Source organism: Streptomyces sp. NBC_00234, from assembly GCF_036195325.1.
Lineage (GTDB): Bacteria > Actinomycetota > Actinomycetes > Streptomycetales > Streptomycetaceae > Streptomyces.
The window spans coordinates 7,120,579-7,139,592 of the sequence record NZ_CP108101.1 but is presented as its reverse complement, the minus strand read 5'-3'; the positions used below and the strand labels follow the sequence as shown (position 1 = coordinate 7,139,592).

Annotated in this window: 14 protein-coding genes; 5 read left to right on the top strand and 9 right to left on the bottom strand. The window is 72.5% G+C overall.

Annotated features, from left to right (window positions below):
* Positions 1–75: 75 nt before the first annotated feature.
* Positions 76–999, bottom strand: a complete 924-nt coding sequence (locus tag OG230_RS31295; protein WP_328907099.1) for an RNA polymerase sigma-70 factor — start codon at positions 997–999, stop codon at positions 76–78.
* 199 nt (positions 1,000–1,198) lie between these two features.
* Here OG230_RS31295 and OG230_RS31290 point away from each other — a divergent pair, with 199 nt between their 5' ends.
* Positions 1,199–1,684 carry a carboxymuconolactone decarboxylase family protein gene (locus OG230_RS31290; protein ID WP_328907098.1) on the top strand — a complete coding sequence of 162 codons (486 nt, stop codon included), beginning with the start codon at positions 1,199–1,201 and terminating at the stop codon, positions 1,682–1,684.
* 122 nt (positions 1,685–1,806) lie between these two features.
* On the opposite strand, the gene OG230_RS31285 is transcribed toward OG230_RS31290, so the two are convergent.
* Positions 1,807–3,030: a GNAT family N-acetyltransferase gene (locus OG230_RS31285; RefSeq protein WP_328907097.1), complete on the bottom strand. Its 1,224-nt coding sequence runs from the start codon at positions 3,028–3,030 to the stop codon at positions 1,807–1,809.
* 67 nt (positions 3,031–3,097) lie between these two features.
* On the opposite strand from OG230_RS31285, the gene OG230_RS31280 reads away from it, so the two are divergent.
* Positions 3,098–5,908 carry an ATP-binding protein gene (locus tag OG230_RS31280; RefSeq protein WP_328907096.1) on the top strand — a complete coding sequence of 937 codons (2,811 nt, stop codon included), beginning with the start codon at positions 3,098–3,100 and terminating at the stop codon, positions 5,906–5,908.
* Between the two features lie 36 nt (positions 5,909–5,944).
* Here OG230_RS31280 and OG230_RS31275 read toward each other — a convergent pair whose 3' ends face one another.
* From OG230_RS31275 to OG230_RS31265, 3 genes are read right to left on the bottom strand one after another with little or no spacing between them, the layout of a single operon-like run.
* A complete protein-coding gene (locus OG230_RS31275; protein WP_328907095.1) occupies positions 5,945–7,201 on the bottom strand; it encodes an FAD-dependent oxidoreductase in 1,257 nt (418 codons plus the stop codon).
* On the bottom strand, positions 7,198–8,619 hold the full coding sequence (locus OG230_RS31270) for an NAD(P)/FAD-dependent oxidoreductase (protein WP_328907094.1): 1,422 nt from the start codon (positions 8,617–8,619) through the stop codon (positions 7,198–7,200). Before OG230_RS31270 ends, OG230_RS31275 begins: the two co-directional genes overlap by 4 nt.
* Positions 8,616–10,049 carry an FGGY family carbohydrate kinase gene (locus OG230_RS31265; protein WP_328907093.1) on the bottom strand — a complete coding sequence of 478 codons (1,434 nt, stop codon included), beginning with the start codon at positions 10,047–10,049 and terminating at the stop codon, positions 8,616–8,618. The genes OG230_RS31270 and OG230_RS31265 overlap by 4 nt, the downstream gene beginning before the upstream one ends.
* Positions 10,050–10,410: 361 nt before the next feature.
* Here OG230_RS31265 and OG230_RS31260 point away from each other — a divergent pair, with 361 nt between their 5' ends.
* Together OG230_RS31260 and OG230_RS31255 are read left to right on the top strand one after the other, a co-directional pair.
* Complete coding sequence (locus tag OG230_RS31260) at positions 10,411–11,418, top strand: hypothetical protein (RefSeq protein WP_328907092.1); 1,008 nt, start codon at positions 10,411–10,413, stop codon at positions 11,416–11,418.
* Between the two features lie 76 nt (positions 11,419–11,494).
* On the top strand, positions 11,495–13,024 hold the full coding sequence (locus OG230_RS31255; RefSeq protein ID WP_328907091.1) for an amino acid permease: 1,530 nt from the start codon (positions 11,495–11,497) through the stop codon (positions 13,022–13,024).
* Between the two features lie 31 nt (positions 13,025–13,055).
* Here OG230_RS31255 and OG230_RS31250 read toward each other — a convergent pair whose 3' ends face one another.
* Positions 13,056–13,829, bottom strand: coding sequence for a sulfite exporter TauE/SafE family protein (locus OG230_RS31250; RefSeq protein WP_328907090.1), 774 nt, complete (start codon positions 13,827–13,829; stop codon positions 13,056–13,058).
* Between the two features lie 221 nt (positions 13,830–14,050).
* Here OG230_RS31250 and OG230_RS31245 point away from each other — a divergent pair, with 221 nt between their 5' ends.
* Entirely contained in the window at positions 14,051–15,949 is a 1,899-nt protein-coding gene (locus OG230_RS31245) for a DUF2264 domain-containing protein (RefSeq protein WP_328907089.1), read from the top strand.
* Positions 15,950–16,042: 93 nt separating this feature from the next.
* Here OG230_RS31245 and OG230_RS31240 read toward each other — a convergent pair whose 3' ends face one another.
* From OG230_RS31240 to OG230_RS31230, 3 genes are read right to left on the bottom strand one after another with little or no spacing between them, the layout of a single operon-like run.
* Entirely contained in the window at positions 16,043–16,681 is a 639-nt protein-coding gene (locus OG230_RS31240; protein WP_328911598.1) for a LutC/YkgG family protein, read from the bottom strand.
* A gap of 2 nt (positions 16,682–16,683) precedes the next feature.
* Positions 16,684–18,216 carry a LutB/LldF family L-lactate oxidation iron-sulfur protein gene (locus OG230_RS31235; RefSeq protein ID WP_328907088.1) on the bottom strand — a complete coding sequence of 511 codons (1,533 nt, stop codon included), beginning with the start codon at positions 18,214–18,216 and terminating at the stop codon, positions 16,684–16,686.
* Positions 18,213–18,980 (bottom strand): (Fe-S)-binding protein, encoded by a 768-nt coding sequence (locus tag OG230_RS31230; RefSeq protein WP_328907087.1) that lies wholly within the window; start codon positions 18,978–18,980, stop codon positions 18,213–18,215. Before OG230_RS31230 ends, OG230_RS31235 begins: the two co-directional genes overlap by 4 nt.
* Positions 18,981–19,014: the final 34 nt, after the last annotated feature.

Sequence of the window (19,014 nt, the reverse complement as noted above, 5' to 3'; positions counted from 1 at the left end):
GGGGCCGAGCCGTCGGAGTCCGGGGCGGAGCCGGCCGCTGCCAGGAGGCCGGCCCGCCCGACCGAGGGTCCGGGCTCAGCGGCCCACCGCGGTCTCCCGGTCGACGCGTGACAGCTTCTCGGGGTTGCGGACGGCGTAGAGGCCGGTGATGAGGCCACCCTCCAGCCGTACCGCCAGGACGGTGTCGATCCCGCCGCCCGTGCGCAGGAGCAGAGCCGGGTGGCCGTTGACCTGCGCCGGCTGGAAGGTCGCGGACCTGAGTCTGGTCAGCACGTCGGCCACCGCCGCGGCGCCCACGACGGGCTCCAGGGCGGCTCGTACGACGCCGCCGCCGTCGGTCAGCAGTACGACGTCCGGAGCGATCATGTCGAGCAGGCGCCGCATGTCGCCGGTTTCGACGGCCAGCCGGAAGGCCGCGAGCGCGCTGCGCGCCTCGGCCGGGGTCACGGTCTCACGCGGTCGGCGTGCCGCGACGTGGGCCCGTGCGCGGTGGGCGATCTGCCGGACAGCGGCGGCGGACCTGTCGACGGCCTGCGCGATCTCGTCGTACCCGACGTCGAACACCTCGCGCAGCACGAACACCGCCCGTTCGGTCGGCGCGAGCGTCTCCAGAACGAGCAGCATCGCCATGGAGACGCTGTCGGCCAGTTCGACGTCCTCGGCGACATCGGGCGCCGTGAGCAGGGGCTCGGGCAGCCAGGGGCCGACGTAGGACTCCTTGCGCCGGCGCAGCGTACGCAGCCGGGTCAGCGCCTGGCGGGTGGTGATGCGGACGAGGAAGGCACGCGGGTCCCGCACCGTGGCGTGGTCGATGTCCGCCCAGCGCAGCCAGGTCTCCTGGAGGACGTCCTCGGCATCGGCGGCGGAGCCGAGCATCTCGTACGCGACGGTGAACAGCAGATTGCGGTGGGCGACGAACGCCTCGGTGGCGGAGTCCGAGCCTCCGGCGCGAGCGCCCTGCCCGGTGGTGCCCGCTGTTCGCCCGGTTTCCTCGTCCACGGTCGGCTCCTGTCTGCACGTCGCTTGTTCCGTCCCACGCACAAGTCGCCGCTCCTCACTGTCCTGTGACACAGGAGCCCAGTGGCCTGCGTCACATCGCCGTGCTGTCACAGGGCCGGGACGGCCGGCGACTCATGGGCGTCAGGATGCTGCGCGGACGATCCGCACGGCACACGATTCCCCGAGCGAGGACGTTGTGATGGAACCCCGTATGAACCTGTTCGCGAACGAGACCGGCGCCAGGATCGGCAAGCGGATCTTCGCCGTCAGCCAGGTCATCAACGAGTCGCCGCTGCCCGAGCCCACCCAGGCGCTGGTGCAGCTGCGCGCCAGCCAGATCAACGGGTGCGGCTTCTGCGTCGACATCCACGGCAAGGACGCCGCAGCCGCCGGCGAGACGGCGGCCCGGCTGAACCTGGTCGCCGCCTGGCGTCACTCCAGCGTGTTCACCGAAGCCGAGCGGGCCGCGCTGGCCCTCACCGAGGAGGGCACGCGCATCATCGACGGCTACGAGGGGGTGTCCGACGAGACCTGGGACCGCGTGCGCAAGCACTACGACGACGACCAGGTCATCGCGCTGGTCTCCCTGATCGCCATGATCAACGCGACCAACCGGCTCGGGGTGATGCTCAACAACCAGGGCGGCGCCTACGCGCCGGGCGACCTCGCCACCGTCGCCGGCTGATCGCCATCGATGCCGCTGGGCCGGGCCGGACCGTTCGCTCCGGTCCGGCCCGGCGGCAGGCCACGCGGGTCCGGCTACGAGGGCCGTACGTTCGTCGAGCAGGCCCTCGCCGGCGCCGCGTCTCAGAAGGCCGGGAAGGCCCCGCCCGACACGTGGAAGGGCTCTCGCTCGCCGCGGAAGGCGACTGATGCGGCGGCCAGTGCGCCGGGGCGCAGTTCCTGGACGCGGCCGGCGGCAGCAAGGGCCGCCAGGGTGGGGCCGCCCAGATAGGCAGCGCCCAGCTCGGCGGCGGACAACCGCAGATCGGCCCGGTCCCGGGTGCGTGCGCAGGTGACGGTCTCGCCGTCGGCGTGCAGGTGGTAGCGGCCGGCGTTCCAGGGGCAGAAGGTGTCCTCGACGTCGAGGACCACGTCCAGAGGCGTCGCGTAGCGGCGTGCCGAGAGCGCACGCGCGACATCGACGAGGCGGACCCACAGGTTGTCGACCGGGGTCGTGCGGGCGGCCCGTGGGTTGAGCAGCAGGTGCGGCAGTGGCTCGTCGACGGCCCCTTCGTAGGTGAGGTGGTCGTGGGCGTCGAGGTCGATGAGGTAGCGCCACAGGGTCGCGTACGCCTGGCGGCTGGTGGCGGCGAGTTCGACGATCCGTACGGTCGGCCCCTTGGAGCGGTAGAGGGCGTAGCCGGTGGCCTCGCCGCCGGGCTCGGTGTGGACGGCGAACCGGAGTGCTGTCGCGCCGTCGCGGACGTGTTCGGCGTCGTGGAGCCGGGCGTCCCAGTACTTCTCGGCCCGGTCGACCCAGCCGACGGTCTGCCCACGGGCGGTGTCGTGGACCTTCTCCAGGAGCGGGCGGGCCTGGTCGCGGTCGAGCAGACGGATGGTGCCGGACCCGAGGTCGACGTCCGGGCGCAGGGCCATGTCCCGCTTGTCGCCATGAAGTTCGGCCAGGTGGGAGGCGATGGCGTAGCCGAAGCGGCCGTAGATGGTGGCCTCGGCGGCGTTGAGCGCGGCGATCGGTTCGCCGCCCGACTCATACAGTTCGGTGAGCTGCTTGCGCATCATCGCGGTGAGGATGCCGCGCCGGCGGTGGGTGGGCAGGACCGCGACGAGCGTGATGCCCGCGACGGGAGTGAAGGCGCCGGGAACCGTGAGGGTGCGGCCGTAGACCGACACGCCGCCGACGATGTCCTGCCCGTCGCATGCGGCCATCGTGCGCGCCGGTTCGATCACCGAGCGGGCGCTTCGGAGGGCGCCTTCGCGCCAGTCCTGGCCGTAGGTCGTGGTGACCATGCGGGCCCAGGCGTCGAACTCGTGGGCCTCGATGGTGCGGAGGAGAGGAGAAGCGGTCATGGGTCGAGCGTGGCCGGGTAAACACCCGCGCCACATCCGGCGAGTTCGTTATTTATATGCTGACGCGATGGTGACGGATCGCGTGGTCAGTCCGGTGTTCGTCGGCCGGGACGGTGCGCTGGCCGCACTTGCGGAGGCCTGGTGCACCGCGCGGGCGCAGGGCCCGGCGGTGGTGCTCGTCGCCGGTGAGGCCGGGATCGGGAAGTCGCGGCTGCTCGCCGAGTTCGCACGGACGCTGGAGCCCACGGTGCGCCTGGCGCGGGGCGCCTGCGCGGAGTTCGGAGGCGAAGGGCTCGCGTACACCCCCTTCGTGGCGGTGCTGCGCCTGCTGCTCCGGGGCGGAGAGGCTCCGGCCGGGCGGTACCGCGAGCTGGCTCGCTGGTTCCCGGAGCTCGGCGAGGCGCGCGAGGCGGACAGCGGCAAGCACCGGCTCTACGAGGAGATCCTCGCCCTGATCGAGCAGGCTGCCGCCGACGTGCCCGTCGTCCTCGCGGTCGAGGACCTGCACTGGGCGGACACCGCCTCCCGCGAACTGTTCGCCTTCCTGGCGCGCAATCTGACGCAGCCCGGCGTGCTGCTGCTCGCCACCTACCGGCCCGGCGAGGCGGACGCCGGACAGCTCGGCCCGCTGCTGTCCGAGGTCGCCCGCGGCCCGCGCGCCACCACACTGCGACTCCCCCGGCTGACCGAACAGCACGTCGGCCGCCAACTGGCGGCGATCCTCGGCGCGGTGCCCGACACCGCCACGGTGCACCGCGTCCACCGGCGCAGCGACGGCAACCCTCTCTACGTGGAGGCACTCGCCCACGGGGACGAACGGACGCCGGACAGCCTGCGCGAACTGCTCCTGCGAGGCCCGCGCGCCCTGCCCTCCTCCGCCCGACGGCTACTGAACCTGCTGGCGGCGGGCGGCGACCACGTCGCGCACCGCCTCCTGGAGGACGTGTCCGAGGAGGGCGGCACGGAGCTCGACACCCTGCTGCGCCCACTCGTCGACCACGGTCTGCTCGTGACGGCCGGCGACGGCTACGCGTTCCGCCACGCGCTCATCCGGCAGGCGGTGTACGAGGACCTGCTGCCCGGCGAGCGGACGCGGCTCCATGCCCGCTACGCCGAGGCCCTGAGCACCGACGACGCGCATGCCGCGGAGCTGGCGGCGCACGCCTACGCCGCGGGGGACCACGTGCGGGCCCTGACCGTCGCGTACCGGGCCGCGCACCGGGCACGCCGCTCCTACGCCTACGCCGAGCGGCGCCGCATGCTGGATCGGGTCCTCGAACTGTGGGACCGCGTACCGGACCCACCGGCCCGGATCGGCACCGACCTGGTCGGTGTCCTGACCGAGGCGGCCGAGACCTGCATGCTCAGCGGGCACTACCTGGACGGCATCGACCATGCCACGGCCGGCCTCGCGGCCCTGGACGAACGGGACGCCCCCGAGCGCGCCGCCCTGCTGCTCGAACATCGCGGGAGGTTGCGGCACCGCCTCGACGGCACCGGCATCGCCGACTTCGAGCACGCGCTGCGGCTGCTGCCCGACGACCTCGGGAACGTACAGCGGGGGCGGGTGCTCGGGGTCCTGGCCATGGGGCTGTTGCCGAACGCCGACCCGGCGCGGGGGGCTTTCGACGAGGCGCTGCGCATCGGCCGGCACACCGGCGACGCGACCGTCACCGTCCGGGGGCTGCTGGGGTCCGGCGTCCGCACCGGGGACCTCACGGCCCTGGCCGAGGCACGCACGCTCGCCGAGCGGCTCGACAGCCATGATCTGCTGCTGACGGTGCCGATGTACGAGGCGACGGTGCACACCCGGGCCGGCGAGCACCACCGCAGCGTCGAGGCGGCGATGGACGGGGTCCGCCGTGCTCGCCGGGCCGGGCTCGGTCTCAGCCGGGGTGCCGATCTCGCCTGCTACGCCGCGCACAGCCTGCTGCTGACAGGGCGGTGGAACGAGGCGTCCGCGCTGCTCGACGAGGCGCTCGCCGAACACCCGCCGCCGGCGGCCCGACAGGAACTGCGCTCCGTCGTCGGCCATCTGGCACTGCTCCGCGGCGACGTAGAAACGGCCGAAACGGTGGCGTCCGAGCCCTCCGGCGCGCTGCGCAACGCGGGCTTGTTCCATCACTACCAGTGGCTGTGCCTGCTCGCTGTCGCCCAGGGCGATCCGGAGGGAGCCGACCGCGTGCTCGGCCGCGCCCTCGCAGATCCGGGGCTCGCCCAGGTGCACAGCAGCGAGGCCCGCTCCGTCCTGGTCACCGGAGCGCTGGTCCAGGGCGCACGTCTGCGCCAGGGAGGCAACGGCAGGGCAGCACACCGGATCGCGGCCCGGAAGGCCGAACTCGCCGCGTTCGACGACGGCTTCGGCGAGCACGGCCGGTTCGACCGGGCCTGGCGCAGCTACCTCCACGCCCTGCTGGACGACGCCGGATGGGAACAGGCGGTGAGCGGGTGGAGGGAACTGCGTCAGCCCTACCAGCTGGCCCAGTGCCTGCTGCACGCGGGCCAGACCTCGATCGCCACGGGCGACGTCACCGGCGGGACGGCCCGGCTCCGGGAGGCGGCGGAGCTGGCCGCCTCCCTGAACGCCACGCTCCTGGGCCGTCAGATCGCCCTGGCGGCCCAGCCCGCGCCCGCGTCGCCCGCCGGTCTCACCTCACGCGAACACGAGGTGCTGGCACTCATCGCCGAGGGCCTGAGCAACCGCCAGATCGCCGGGCGCCTGCACATCTCCCCGAGCACGGCGGGTGTGCACGTCTCCCACATCCTGGCGAAACTCGGCGCCTCCACCCGCACCCAAGCCGCGGCCATCGCCTACCGGCAGGGACTGGCCGCCGCTGAGCCCCCTCCCGCACCGCAGGGTCCCGGCACCGCTCCCTGACCGTCACCTCCGGGAGACGGCCCACGAAGACGAGGTTCAGAGCGCGGTGATCCGCACGGCCGAGCCGTGCGGGTCGATGCGCTCCAGCCAACCGGCGCCGAGGTGGAACGGGTGGCCCGGCAGGACGGGCAGCAGCAGTCGCTGCCGGTGGAGTTCGCGCCCGTCCTGGCTGACGACGAGGTGCGGACGCGGCAGCCGCCGCCCCGTGCGCAGGACGAAGCGGCCGTCGTGGAGCTCCGCGTCCGGGGCGATCCGGTTCGGTGCGACCCAGCGGAGCGGGGGGTCGACCTCCAGGGGGACCAGCGGGCCGGCGGGCCGGTCGTGGCCCGCCAGGCCGCGCAGGACGGGCACCGCGCAGGCGCGGCCCTCGGCCGCCGCGACGCCCGCGTCCTCCGCGGCGTGTAGCAGGTTCCCGACGGCGAACACCCCGTCGCGCGAGGTGCGGAATCCGGTGTCGTACGCGGGGCCTCGGGTGCCCGCGTCGATCACGAGGCCGCCGCGCCTGGCCAGTTCGTGCTCCGGGACGAAGTCGCCGGTGAAGACAACGGTGTCGCAGCGCAGCGTCGTGGTGCGGCCGTCCTCGTGGCGCAGCTCCACTCCGGAGATCCGGTTCCGGCCGGTGAGGCGGGTGACCGTCGCGCCGGTGAGGAGGGGGAAGCCCGCCCATGCGCGTACGAGGGCGGGCAGCGGGGACACGGGCTGGTCGGTCACCATGGCGACGATGTCCAGGCCGGCGCCGCGCAGGGTGTCCGCGGCGCCGTGGGCGACGGGCTCGTTGCCGATGACGACCGCGTGGGTGCCGATCCGCTGTCCGTGGACGTGGACGGCCCGTTGGAGTTCGCCGGTCGTGTAGATCCCCGGCGGGCGGCTGCCGGGGACCAGGCGGGCGCTGCGCGGGCGCTCGCGGGCGCCCGTGGCGAGGACGACGGCGCGGGCGGTGATCCGTTCGAGGCCGGCGGGTCCCGTGGTCTCGACGGTGCGCGGCCCGTCCCAGCCGGTGACGGAGACTCCGGTACGGAGGACGGCTCCGACTCCGACGGCCGCCGCCACACACGCCCGGGCGAAGGCGGGGCCGCTCATTCCGCCTCTCGGTCCCGAGCCGGAGAACCTTCCCGTACCGCGTACGCCGAATCCGCCGTGGAGGCAGTGGCGCGGGATCCCGCCCGCGTCCTGTTCGCGCTCCAGGATCTCGACGTGGCCGGCGCCCGAAGCGGCGAGTTCGGCGGCGGCGCCGAGGCCCGCGGGTCCGCCGCCGACGACGAGGACGTCCACGGACCGTTCGAGCCGGGTCACGGCCGGGCCTCCTCGTACAGTGCGCGGACCGCGGCCCCGCAGGTGAACCCCTGGCAGCGTCCGCTCCCGGCGCGGGTGCGGCGCCGGAGGCCGTCCGGGGAGCCGGGCGGGATCGTGGAGTGCAGGGCGTCGCGGATCTCGCCCAGGGTGACCTGCTCGCAGTGGCAGACGAGTGTGCCGTACGCGGGGTCCTCCGCGATCAGGTCGGCCCTCCGGTACGGGCGGGGGAAGGCTTCGCCCACGTTGGGCAGGTCGACGGGCGGGAGCGCGCGCGGGGCGCCGAGTTCGAGGCCCGTCCCGGCGAGGAGTCCGGTGACGTGCGCGCCGATCGCCATGGACGCGGTGAGCCCGGTGGACCGGATTCCCCCGACGGCGACGTACCGCAGGGCGGGATATTCCTGGATGCGGTAGTCCTCGCGTCCGGTGGCGGCGCGCAGTCCGGCGTAGACGGCGGTGATCTCCTCGTCGAGGAGGGCGGGGAGAATCCGTCGGCCCTTCTCCCGGAGGAAGTCGATGCCGTCCGCGGTGGAATCGGTGGCGCTCTTGTCGTCGATCTCCTCGGAGGTCGGACCGAGCAGCACGTTCCCGAAGACGGTCGGGGCCACCAGGACACCCTTCCCGGCGGCGGTGGGCACCGGGAGGAGGATGTGGCCGACCAGCTCACGGGCGAGCTTGTCGAAGACGATGAGCTGGCCGCGGCGCGGGGTCACGGTGAAGCCGTCGTGACCGAAGTGCCGGTCGATCTCGTCGGCGTGGAGTCCGGCCGCGTTGACCAGGTAGCGGGTGCGCAGGGGGCCGCGGGAGGTGGTGAGGAGGTGGCTGCCGCCGGCGTCGGCGATGTGCCGCACCCGGCAGTCGAGGTGCAGGTGGACGCCTGCCCGGACGGCCTGGGTGGCATAGGCGAGCGGCGTCGACCAGGGGCAGATGATGCTCTCGTCGGGGATCTCCAGCGCCCCGAGCGCACCGGGACCGAGGTGCGGTTCACGCGCCGCCAGCTCCCCGGCACCGAGCATGCGCGCCGCGTGGTAGCCGTTGCGCTCGGCCTTCGCCAACAGCTTTGGCAACAGCGCGAGTTGCTCTTCGTCCCAGGCGATGAGGAGGGCGCCGACGCGTTCGACGGGGATGCCGCTCTCCGCCGCGTAGGCGGCCAGCAGGTGACGGCCTTCGCGGACCAGCCGGGCTTCCAGTGAGTCCGGGTCGGCGTCGAAACCGGTGTGCAGGATCGCGGTGTTGGCCTTGGACGTGCCGTTCCCGATGTCGTGGGACGCCTCGACGAGCGCCGTACGCAGGCGGTAGCGGGCCAGTTCGCGGGCGATGGCCGTGCCGACGACTCCGGCCCCGACGACCGTGACGTCGTAGTCGTCGTCGGCCGCTCCGGACCCGATCGGCTCACCGGCCCGGGTGATCGTCACCGTCATGAGCGCTCCAGCAGGGTGTCCACCGCCGCACGGAAGCGGGCGCGGCGGGTCGCCGCCTCGTCCGCCCCGATGCGGGGTTCGTACCGGGCCGAGGGTTCCCAGGCGGGCAGGGCCTCCCGGACCGACAGCCCCGCGTCGAGGCCGAGCCGGGCGACGGCGCCGGCCCCGAGCGCCGTGGCGTCCGGCCGTGCGGACACTTCCACCGGGCGTTGCAGCAGGTCGGCCTGGGTCTGCATGAGGAGCGCCGAGCGGGTCAGGCCGCCGTCGACGCGCAGTACCGACAGGGGAGAACCGAGGTCGGTGGCGGCGGCGTCGGCGAGTTCGACGACCTGGGCGGCGATGCCCTCGCACAGGGCGCGCACCAGGTGGCCGGCGGTGGTGTCCAGGCCGAGGCCGGTCACCGAGCCGCGCAGGTCGCTGCGCCACCAGGGGGCCGCGAGGCCCGCGAGTGCGGGGACGAAGGTGACACCACCGGCGTCGGGGACGGACAGGCCGACCGGGTCGAGGTCGGCCGGGCCCGTGATCACGCCGAGATCGGTGAGCCAGCGCACGGCCGACGCGGCGGTGTAGACCTGGCCGTCGAGGCAGTAGCTCGTGCGGCCGGAGAGCCGCCAGGCGACGCAGCTGACGAGGCCGGAGGAGCCGCGGCGCGGTTGGGTGCCGGTCTGGGCGAGGAGGAACGCCCCGGTGCCGTAGGTGCACTTGGCGGTGCCCGGGTCCAGTGCGTGCTGGGCCAGGAGGGCGGCCTGCTGGTCGACGAGGAGCCCGGTGAGCGGGAGCTCCGCGCCGAACGCGGTGGTGGTTCCGACCTGGCCGTCGGCGTCGACCACGGCCGGGAGCCGTTCGCCGGACAGGCCGAAGATCTCCAGCGCGGCGGGCGACCACTCGACCCGGTCCAGGTCGAGCAGCTGGGTGCGCCCGGCGGTGGACGCGTCCGTGACGAAGGCTCCCGTCAGCTGGTGGACGAGCCAGGAGTCACTGGTGGTCACGACTCCTTCGCGGGTCAGTTCGCGCCGTATCCAGGCCATCTTGGGGGCGGCGAAGTACGGGTCGAGCGGCAGACCGGTGAGGTGGAGCAACTCGGTTCCGTGGGAGGCGAGTCCGTCGCAGAGGGCCTGGGCCCTCCGGTCCTGCCAGACGATCGCGTCGGTGAGCGGCCGGCCGGTGGCGGGGTCCCAGGCGAGGACGGTTTCGCCCTGATTGGCGAGGCCCACGGCGCTGACGGGTTCACCCGCCGCATGGAGGGCCCGGCGACCGGCGTCGAGGACCGAGCCGAGCAGTTCGGCGGGGTCCGCCTCCACCACTCCCCCGGCTCCGTGGCGCGGCCGGACCGGAGCCGAACCGGAACCGATCACGCCACGTTCCGGGCAGATCACCAGTGCCTTGGTGCCGGAGGTTCCCTGGTCGACGGCGAGCACCGGGCCTGTCATCAGCACTCCACTCGTACGGAATCCGCCACCATCGTGATCACCGGTCGTCGGCCCCCAGAATTGTGCAGACCACGGCTCACGTCAACCCTCGTCGGGAAGATCAGCGATCTTGAGCAACTTCCTTGAGCAGCACGCGACTTGACCCCCCAACCCCTTAAGATCCGGGAGTCCGCCCGGCGCGCGCCACGACAGGAACCCCTCCGTGCCGAGCAACAAGCGGACGCTCACGGGCAGTTCGCTGTCCGTCATAAGGCCGACCCCCCACGTCCTTGAGGATTCATGACGACCAGACCATGCCCCTTACCCCGATGCCCGGCGCATCGCCTCGCCCCGTCAGGTCGTACCGGGGCGGGGCGAGCCGATGGCCCCCAGTGAGTTCCGGCCGGTCTACCATCCCGCCGGTCACGACCACGGTCTGCGCGGCGCCTTGCAGGAACTGCGGACCGGACGCTGGCTGTCCATGCGGGATCTACTGGAGAGCACGCCCGACTGGGGACTGTGGACCCAGCGGACCCAGGTGCTCGCGACCGTGGCAGCGGGCTCCGACGCCGTCGACGCCTGGCAGGCCGAGGAGCCCCGGAGCATCGCCGCCGCCGTCATGCACGCCCGGGTCGTCGTCGAGCGGGCGGTGCGCGCCCACCGCGAAGGACACCCCCGGGCACGGGAGTTGTGGCAGGAGGCGTGGGAGGGCTGCCGGTCGGCCGCGCACGCCGCTCCCCCCGACCCGGTGCCGTGGATCTGTCTGCTCGCCCTCGCCCAGCTCGACGAGCGGCAGCGACTGAAGGAGCACCGGCTGCCGCCGCCCGGGCCGATGCTCTTCCCCGGCCCGTGGGGCCTGCTCGCGGAGGCGGACAGACGAGATCCGCACAACCGCGAGACGTACCACCGGATGCTCCAGTTCGTGTACGCGCGCCAGGCCGGCGGAACCCTTTCGGAGGCCGTCGACTTCGCCCAGTGGGCCGCCTCGTCCGCTCCCGACGGGTCCGCCCTCCATGTCCTTCCGCTGTACGTGCGCGTGGAGCGCTACCGCCGCGAGCACGGCCACGAGAAGGCGCTGGACCTTCACTGGATCACCGAGGACGGCGAACGGGACGCCCACCGGGCACTGCACCTCTGGTTCCACCGCGCGGAACCGGAGGCCCGGTCGCTCCTCGACCTCAACCACCTGGCGCACGCGCTCTGGGGCTCGCTCCGGTTCGCCGACGCGGCACCGGTGTTTCGGGCCCTCGGCCCGTACTACACCTCCGTCCCCTGGGCCAGCCGCACCCGGACGCCCGGCGACCCCGCGGGAGCCGAGGAGGTGTTCCTGCGGGCCCGCAGCAGGTGCCTGACCGCCGCGCACGATCCGGGCCGCGGCCCGCACGGCTGAGCCCCGCGAGCGGTCCGCCGTCGGGCCCCGGCCGCTCCCCCGATTTTTCGTCCCCCCACACCCGGAGGAATTCTCGATGTCCATACCCGCCTCGACCCGGTCGAGCGCACAGGTGGTACCCCCCAAGGACGAGGAACAGCGGCTGCGCGAACTGGGCTACCAGCCCGTGCTGGCCCGTCGCATGGGCGGCTTCGGCAACTTCGCGATCAGCTTCTCCGTCATCTCGATCCTGTCCGGCTGCATGACCCTGTACGGCTTCGGCATGTCCGCCGGCGGACCGGCGGTGATGCTCTGGGGCTGGGCCGGTGTCGGCCTGTTCGTGCTCTGTGTCGGCATGGCCCTGGCCGAGGTCACCAGCGCCTACCCGACCTCGGGCGCGCTGTACTACATGGCCGACCGGCTCGGCGGTCGCAAGTGGGGCTGGTACACCGGCTGGCTGAACCTGCTCGGGCTGCTGGGCGCGATCGCCGGGATCGACTACGGCGCCGCCCTGTTCACGGGCGCGCTGCTCAATCTCCAGTGGGGCTTCGACCCGACACCCGGCTCCACGATGGTCATCTTCCTCTGCATCCTGCTGCTCCACGCCGTGCTGAACCTGTTCGGCGTGCGACTCGTCAGCGTGCTGAACTCGATCAGCGTGTGGTGGCATCTGGCGGGTGTCGCCGTGATCGTGGGCGTGCTGGCCGTCGTGCCGTCCGACCACCAGTCGCCGTCCTTCGTCTTCACCGAGTTCGTCAACGACACCGGCTGGGAGAACCCGCTGTACGTGGCGGCGATCGGTCTGCTGCTGGCCCAGTACACGTTCAGCGGCTACGACGCCTCCGCGCATCTCTCCGAGGAGACGTCCAACGCGTCCGTCACGGCGGCCAAGGGCATCGTGCGGGCGATCTGGGTGTCCTGGGTGGCCGGCTTCGTCCTGCTCGCCGGCCTGACCTTCGCCATCCAGGACTACGCGGGCACCCAGAACAGTGCGACGGGAGTACCGCCCGCGCAGATCCTGATCGACGCGCTGGGAACGGCGGGTGCCACGGCCATGCTGCTCATCGTGATCGCGGCCCAGTTGTTCTGCGGCAACGCCGAAGTCGCCGCCGCCAGCCGGATGGTGTTCGCCTTCAGCCGTGACAACGCACTGCCGGGCTCGGCACTGTGGCGCAAGGTCAGCGCGCGCACCCAGACGCCCGTGCCGGCCGTGTGGCTGTCCGTCTGTGTCGCGGCCCTCCTCGCCCTGCCGTCGCTGTACTCCGCGACCGCGTACGGAGCCGTGACGGCGATCAACGTCATCGGCATCACGCCCGCGTACGCGATCCCGATCTACCTGAAACTGCGCGCCGGGGACCGCTTCGAGCGCGGCCCCTGGCATCTGGGCCGCTGGTCCAAGCCGATCGGCTGGATCGCCGTGGTCTGGGTGGGCATCGTGACCGTGCTGTTCCTGCTGCCGCAGTCGGCGCCGGTGACGATGGAGTCGATGAACTACGCGTCCATCGCCCTGGTCGCGGTGCTGGTCCTGGCGACCGTGTGGTGGTTCGTCGCACGGCGTTCGTACGGCACCCCGAAGGCGTACGGAAACGCGCGCGAGCAGGCGGAGATCGCCGAGGGCATCGTCTGATCCACGCGTCGCCCCGTCCGGGCGGGCTCCTTCAGCGCAGCAGCAGTTGGAGCCCGCCCAGCACGGTGGCGCCGAGCACGATCCGCTCGAAGAGCTTCTGATTGATCCGGTCCACGCACTTCCGGCCGATGTAGGCACCCGGGACGACGAACAGCACCATGCAGGCGTCCAGCAGGAGCGAGGGTCCGTCGATGAGCCCGAGACCCACGCTGAACGGCACCTTGGACACGTTGACGATCAGGAAGAACCAGGCCGATGTGCCCAGGAAGCCGAGCTTCCGGAATCCGGCGGAGAGCAGGTAGAGGGACATCACCGGGCCGCCCGCGTTGGCGACCATGGTGGTGAATCCGCCGAGCGCCCCGTAACTCCGGGCCTTGATACGGGCGGTGCGCGACGGGCCCGCGGTTTCCTCGACCTCCGGCGCGTCGGGGGTGCCGTCCGCAGTGCGCCGGCGCCAGATGGTGACGCCCGACATGAGCAGGAGGATCGCGCCGATCGAGGTGCGTACCGCCTCGTCGTCCGCCCACATCATGAAGAGGGTTCCCGCCACGACGCCCACGGCCACGGCGGGGAACAGCCGCAGCAGCGTGGGCCAGTGCGCATGGCGGCGGTAGACGGACACGGCGAGGAGGTCGCCGGCGATCAGGATAGGGAGCAGCACTCCGGTCGACTCGCGGGCCGGGAGCACGGCCGCGAAGACCGCGAGGCTGATCGTGTTGGCCCCGCTGACGGCCGTCTTGGAGAAGCCGACGAGGGCGGATGCCGCCGCGAGTGCGGCCAGTTGCCAGAGTGTGAGTGTGTCCATGCCGAATCAGATGGTAGACACACCTGCTCTTCGGTGAACGAGTGTGTCATTTCCTGGTCATCGCGGCGGGGTTGTCCGCCGCGGACACCCCCGCCACCACGGAGGCGAAGCGTCCGACTCTTTGATCGAATGACCGTTTCGCTCCTCTTCTGAGCGATCTCTTGACCCTCACCGATCAGTCGATCAGGATTCGGGTGTCCCGAGAAAGGCTGCGCCCTCGTATGACCGTGCACTTGCCCCTTCCCTTCGCCCTCCCCGCCGAAGACCGTGAAACGAGCCCGTACACCGGTTACACCCGGGCGCACTGGGAGGCCGCCGCCGACGGGCTGCTCGACGCGGCCTGGCGCTGGGCCACCCCCGGACGCGCGCTGCTCGACCTCCCCGGCCGGCCGTCCGCCTCCGGTGTCCGCTCCGACGGACTGGAGGGCTACGCCCGTACGTTCCTCTCCGCCGCCTTCCGGGTCGCGGGTGCCGAGGGCAAGGATCCGCACGGCTGGCTCGACCGGTACGCGGACGGGCTCGCCGCCGGGACGCTGACCCCGGGCCGCGACGACACCGAGTCCTGGCCGCTGATCCTGGACCACCATGTGCAGGGTCAGCCGATGGTCGAGTCGGCGTCCGTGGCCATCGGGCTGCGGCTGACCAGGCCGTGGCTCTGGGACCGGCTGGACGCCGGGGTGCAGGACCGGGCGGAGGAATGGCTGCGCGGGGCGCTGCGGCACCTGCCGTCCCCCAACAACTGGTATCTGTTCCCGTACTCCGTCGCCGGGTTTCTGGAGTCGGTCGGCCGCGGCGACGCGGAAACGGCCCGTGCGCTGGACCGGGCGTACGAGCTGATGGAGGGCTGGTACCGCGGCGACGGCTGGTACGCCGACGGTGACGGACGCGCCTTCGACCACTACAACGGCTGGGCCCTGCACCTGTATCCGATGCTGCACGCGCATCTGGCGGGCGACACGGAGCTGTCCGCGCACTACGGCGGCCGGCTGCGCGAGCATCTCGACGGCCTGTCCCTGCTGTTCGGCGCGGACGGGGCACCGATCCACTTCGGCCGGTCGCTCTCGTACCGCTTCGCGGCCGGTTCCGCCGTGGCACTCGGCGCCCTCACCGGACACACCCCGCTCTCCCCCGGCACCTCGCGCCGGCTGATCAGCGGGTCGCTGCGCTACTTCCTGGACCGGGGGGCCGTGAACCCGGACGGACTGCTGAGCCTCGGCTGGCACGGACCGCACGAGGCGACCCTGCAGAACTACTCGGGGCCCGCGTCGCCCTACTGGGCGTCCAAGGGCTTCGTGTCGCTGCTCGCCCCCGCCGGCCATCCGCTGTGGACGGCGACCGAGGAGGAGGCGCCGAGCGAGGGGCCGGACCGGGTGCTGGCGCTGCCCGCACCGGGCTTCCTGGTGCAGTCCACGCGGGCGGACGGGATCGTACGGCTGCACAACCACGGCAGCGACCATGTCCGGCCGCAGGAGGGCGAGTCGGCGGCGGAGGAGGACCCGCTCTACGCCCGCCAGTCGTACTCGACCGTCACCGGCCCCACGGCCGGGGCGAACCAGGCGGACAACCATCTGGCCGTGGTCGTCGCCGGACTGCGCAGCCGCCGGCGCCGCATCCGCCCGCTGGGGGCCGGCGGCGGCGACGGCTGGGGGTGGGCCGCGTCCTGGCACCTGCCGGTGTTCGCCTCCACGGCGTCGATGGTGCCGGGCATGCGGGTGGAGAGCGTCACCGTGGTCCGCGGCCGGTACGAGCTCCGGGCCCACCGCGCCCTCGGTGTCCCGGCCGGATCGCGGGTCGAGCAGACGGGCTGGGCGACCGGCCGCGACGACGCGCTGACGTCTTCCCTGCACGGCCTGCACGGCTGGGAGACGCACGAGGAGGTACGCGCCCCGCAGGGCACGGCGTACACCAACTGGGCGGTGCTGCCGCGGCTGGCCGCGGACGCGGAGGGCACGGTGGTCCTGCTGTCGCTCGCCTCGCTCACCGGGCAGAGCGCCCCGGCGCCGCTGCCGGGCGTGGTGAGCGGAGTGCGCGTGGACGGCAGCCGGATCGAGGTCGACTGGACGCGGGACGGGGCCACGACCCGTATCGACTTCGAGCCGCTGACGGTCACGCACGGCTGAGTGCATGGGCCGAGCCCGTCCGCCGCCGGAGGAACCGGCCGGCGGACGGGCCGACCGCCGCTAGGGTCTTTCGCCTGATCCAAACGAGAGGCCCTACACGTCCGTACGGATCACCACCACCAGCGTGCGAGGACCGTGCACCCCCTCCACGCGCTCCAGTTCGATGTCCGAGGTGGCCGACGGTCCGCTGATCATGGTGGTCGGCCGTACCGGTACCAGCCGGGCCACCGCCTCCGGCACACCGGCCACGACCGCCGACAGGTCGACCACGCACACATGCAGGTCGGGGACGAGGGAGAGCGCGCGCCGGCCCTGGCCGGGCGAACCGTCCAGGAAGATCGTGCCGGTCTCGGCACAGCTGACGGCCGAGGCCGTGACCACACCGTCCAGGGCATCGAGGCTCGGGGCGGGGATGTCGGCGGAGTCCCGCTGGATCTCCCCGTCGTAGCGGCCGAGCCACTCCTCGTCGAGTCCGTCCGGGACGCCGATCCGCCGTGCGCCGAGCTCGTGCAGCACGTCGGCGACGACCTCGGCGGTGCGGTCGGCGGTGCAGGTTCGCACCCGCGCCTTGTAGTCGACGAGCCGGTGGGTCAGCAGGGCGAGGCGCTCGTCGTCGGGCAGCGTACGTCCGGTGCGATAGGCGCGCGGGATGGTGACCTCGGGCGTCGGGGCCAGGGCCAGCGCGTCACGGACGCGGCCGAGGACGGTCTCCCGCGCGTCTGTCCGAGGAATGGTCACTTCTCGTCCTCCTGCGTGGGGGTGTGCTCCTCGGCGGCGGCCCGCATCGTGGCGGCACCCTCGTCGGACGCCAGCCAGGAGCGGAATGTCTGCTTGGGCGGTGCCTGGATGTCGCGGCCGGCGCTCCAGCCGTCGAACGGGGCCGGCAGACGGGAGATCCGGCCGTCCTTACCTGCGACGACGCGCCCGAGACCCGCGGCCTTCTGCGCGGCCGTGTACAGCTTCGGCCGCTTCATCACACCGGCCGCGGCCTTCATCGCGAGCTTCTCCGCCGTCGTGCCCGACTCCTCGGTGTTCTGATGGCGCAGTTCGACGAGCAGCGAGGGAATGTCGATCTTCACCGGGCAGGCGTCGAAGCAGGCGCCGCAGAGGCTGGAGGCGTACGGGAGCGAGCTGTTGGGGTCGTCGTCGGCCGCGTGCATCCCGGCGAGCTGCGGGGTGAGGACCGCGCCGATCGGGCCGGGGTAGGTGGAGCCGTACGCGTGCCCGCCGGCCCGCTCGTACACCGGGCAGACGTTGAGACAGGCCGAGCAGCGGATGCAGTTGAGCGCCTCGCGGCCGATCCGGTCGGCGAGCGCGGCGGTGCGCCCGTTGTCGAGCAGGACCAGGTGGAAGTCCTGCGGGCCGTCGCCGGGCGTCACACCGGTCCACATCGAGGTGTACGGGTTCATCCGCTCACCGGTCGAGGAGCGCGGCAGCAACTGGAGGAAGACCTCCAGGTCCTGGAAGCGCGGCAGCACCTTCTCGATGCCCATGACGGTGATGAGCGTGTCGGGCAGGGTCAGGCACATCCGGCCGTTGCCCTCGGACTCGACGACGGACAGCGTGCCGGTCTCGGCGATCCCGAAGTTGGCGCCGGAGACGGCCACCTTCGTCGTCATGAACTTCTCGCGCAGATAGGCGCGGGCGGCTGCGGCGAGATGGGCGGGCACGTTGTCGAGCGCCGGGTCCACGCCGGGGATCTCGTCGAGGAAGATCTGCCGGATCTCGTCGCGGTTGCGGTGGATCGCGGGCACCAGGATGTGCGAGGGCTTGTCGTCGGCGAGCTGCACGATGAGCTCGGCCAGGTCCGTCTCGTACGGGGTGATGCCGATCGATTCCAGGTGCTCGTTGAGGCCGATCTCCTGGGTGGCCATCGACTTGACCTTGATGACCTCGTTGCTGCCCGTCTCCTGGATCAGCCGGGCGACGATCTCGTTGGCCTCGCCGCCGTCCCGCGCCCAGTGGACGGTGCCGCCGCGTTCGGTGACCTTCCGCTCCAGCTGTTCCAGGAGTTCGGGCAGCCGGTTCATGGTGTCGGTCTTGATGGCCGCGCCCGCGTCGCGCAGTTCCTCCCAGTCGGGGAGTTCGCCGGTGACGTGGAGGCGTTTGGCCCGGATGGTGCGGGTGGCCCGGCCGAGATTGCGCCGCAGCTGTTCGTTGCGCAGTTCGTCGTGGGCGGCCTCGGGGAACTTCCGCTCGCCGCGCAGGTTGCCCGTCCCGTACGGGGAGCGGGGCGGTGTGGCGGGCATGCCGAGGAAGGTACTCATACGGCGGCCTCCGTCAGGACGTACGGCGAGGTGCGGGTGGAGGCGAGGATCTGCGCCAGGTGCAGGGTGCGGGTGCCCGCCTTGATGCGGGAGAGCCCGCCACCGATGTGCATCAGGCAGGAGGAGTCGCCCGCGGTGCAGACGTCGGCCGCGGTGCCGGCGATGTTGCGCATCTTGTCTTGGAGCATCGCGAGGGAGGTGTCGGCGTTCTTGACGGCGAAGGTGCCGCCGAACCCGCAGCAGGAGTCCGCCTCGGGGAGCTCGACGAGGTCGATGCCGTCGACGGCGCGCAGCAGCCGCAGCGGCTTGTCGCCGACCCGGAGCATCCGCAGGGAGTGGCAGGTGGGGTGGTAGGTGACGCGGTACGGGAAGTGGGCGCCCACTCCCGAGACGTCGAGGACGTCGACGAGGAACTCGGAGAGTTCGTACGTTTTGGCCTTGACCGTGGCGACTCCGGCGCGCAGCGGGGCGTCGCCGTACCGCTCGGCGATGATCTCGTGCTGGTGGCGGACCGAGCCCGCGCACGAGCCCGACGGCATGACCACCGCCTCGATCGAGGGGTCGCCGAACTGCTCGGCGAAGTTGCGCACCAGCGGGACGGGCTCGCGCTGGTAGCCGGTGTTGACGTGCATCTGGCCGCAGCAGGTCTGCTCCGGCGGGAACACCACGTCGTGGCCCAGGCGGGCGAGCAGGATCGCGGTGGCTTTCACCGCCTCGGGGAAGAGCGTGTCTCCCAGACAGGTGGCGAAGAGTCCGATGCGCATGGGGCCTCCCCGGTCGTTTGTATGGTCGGACCAT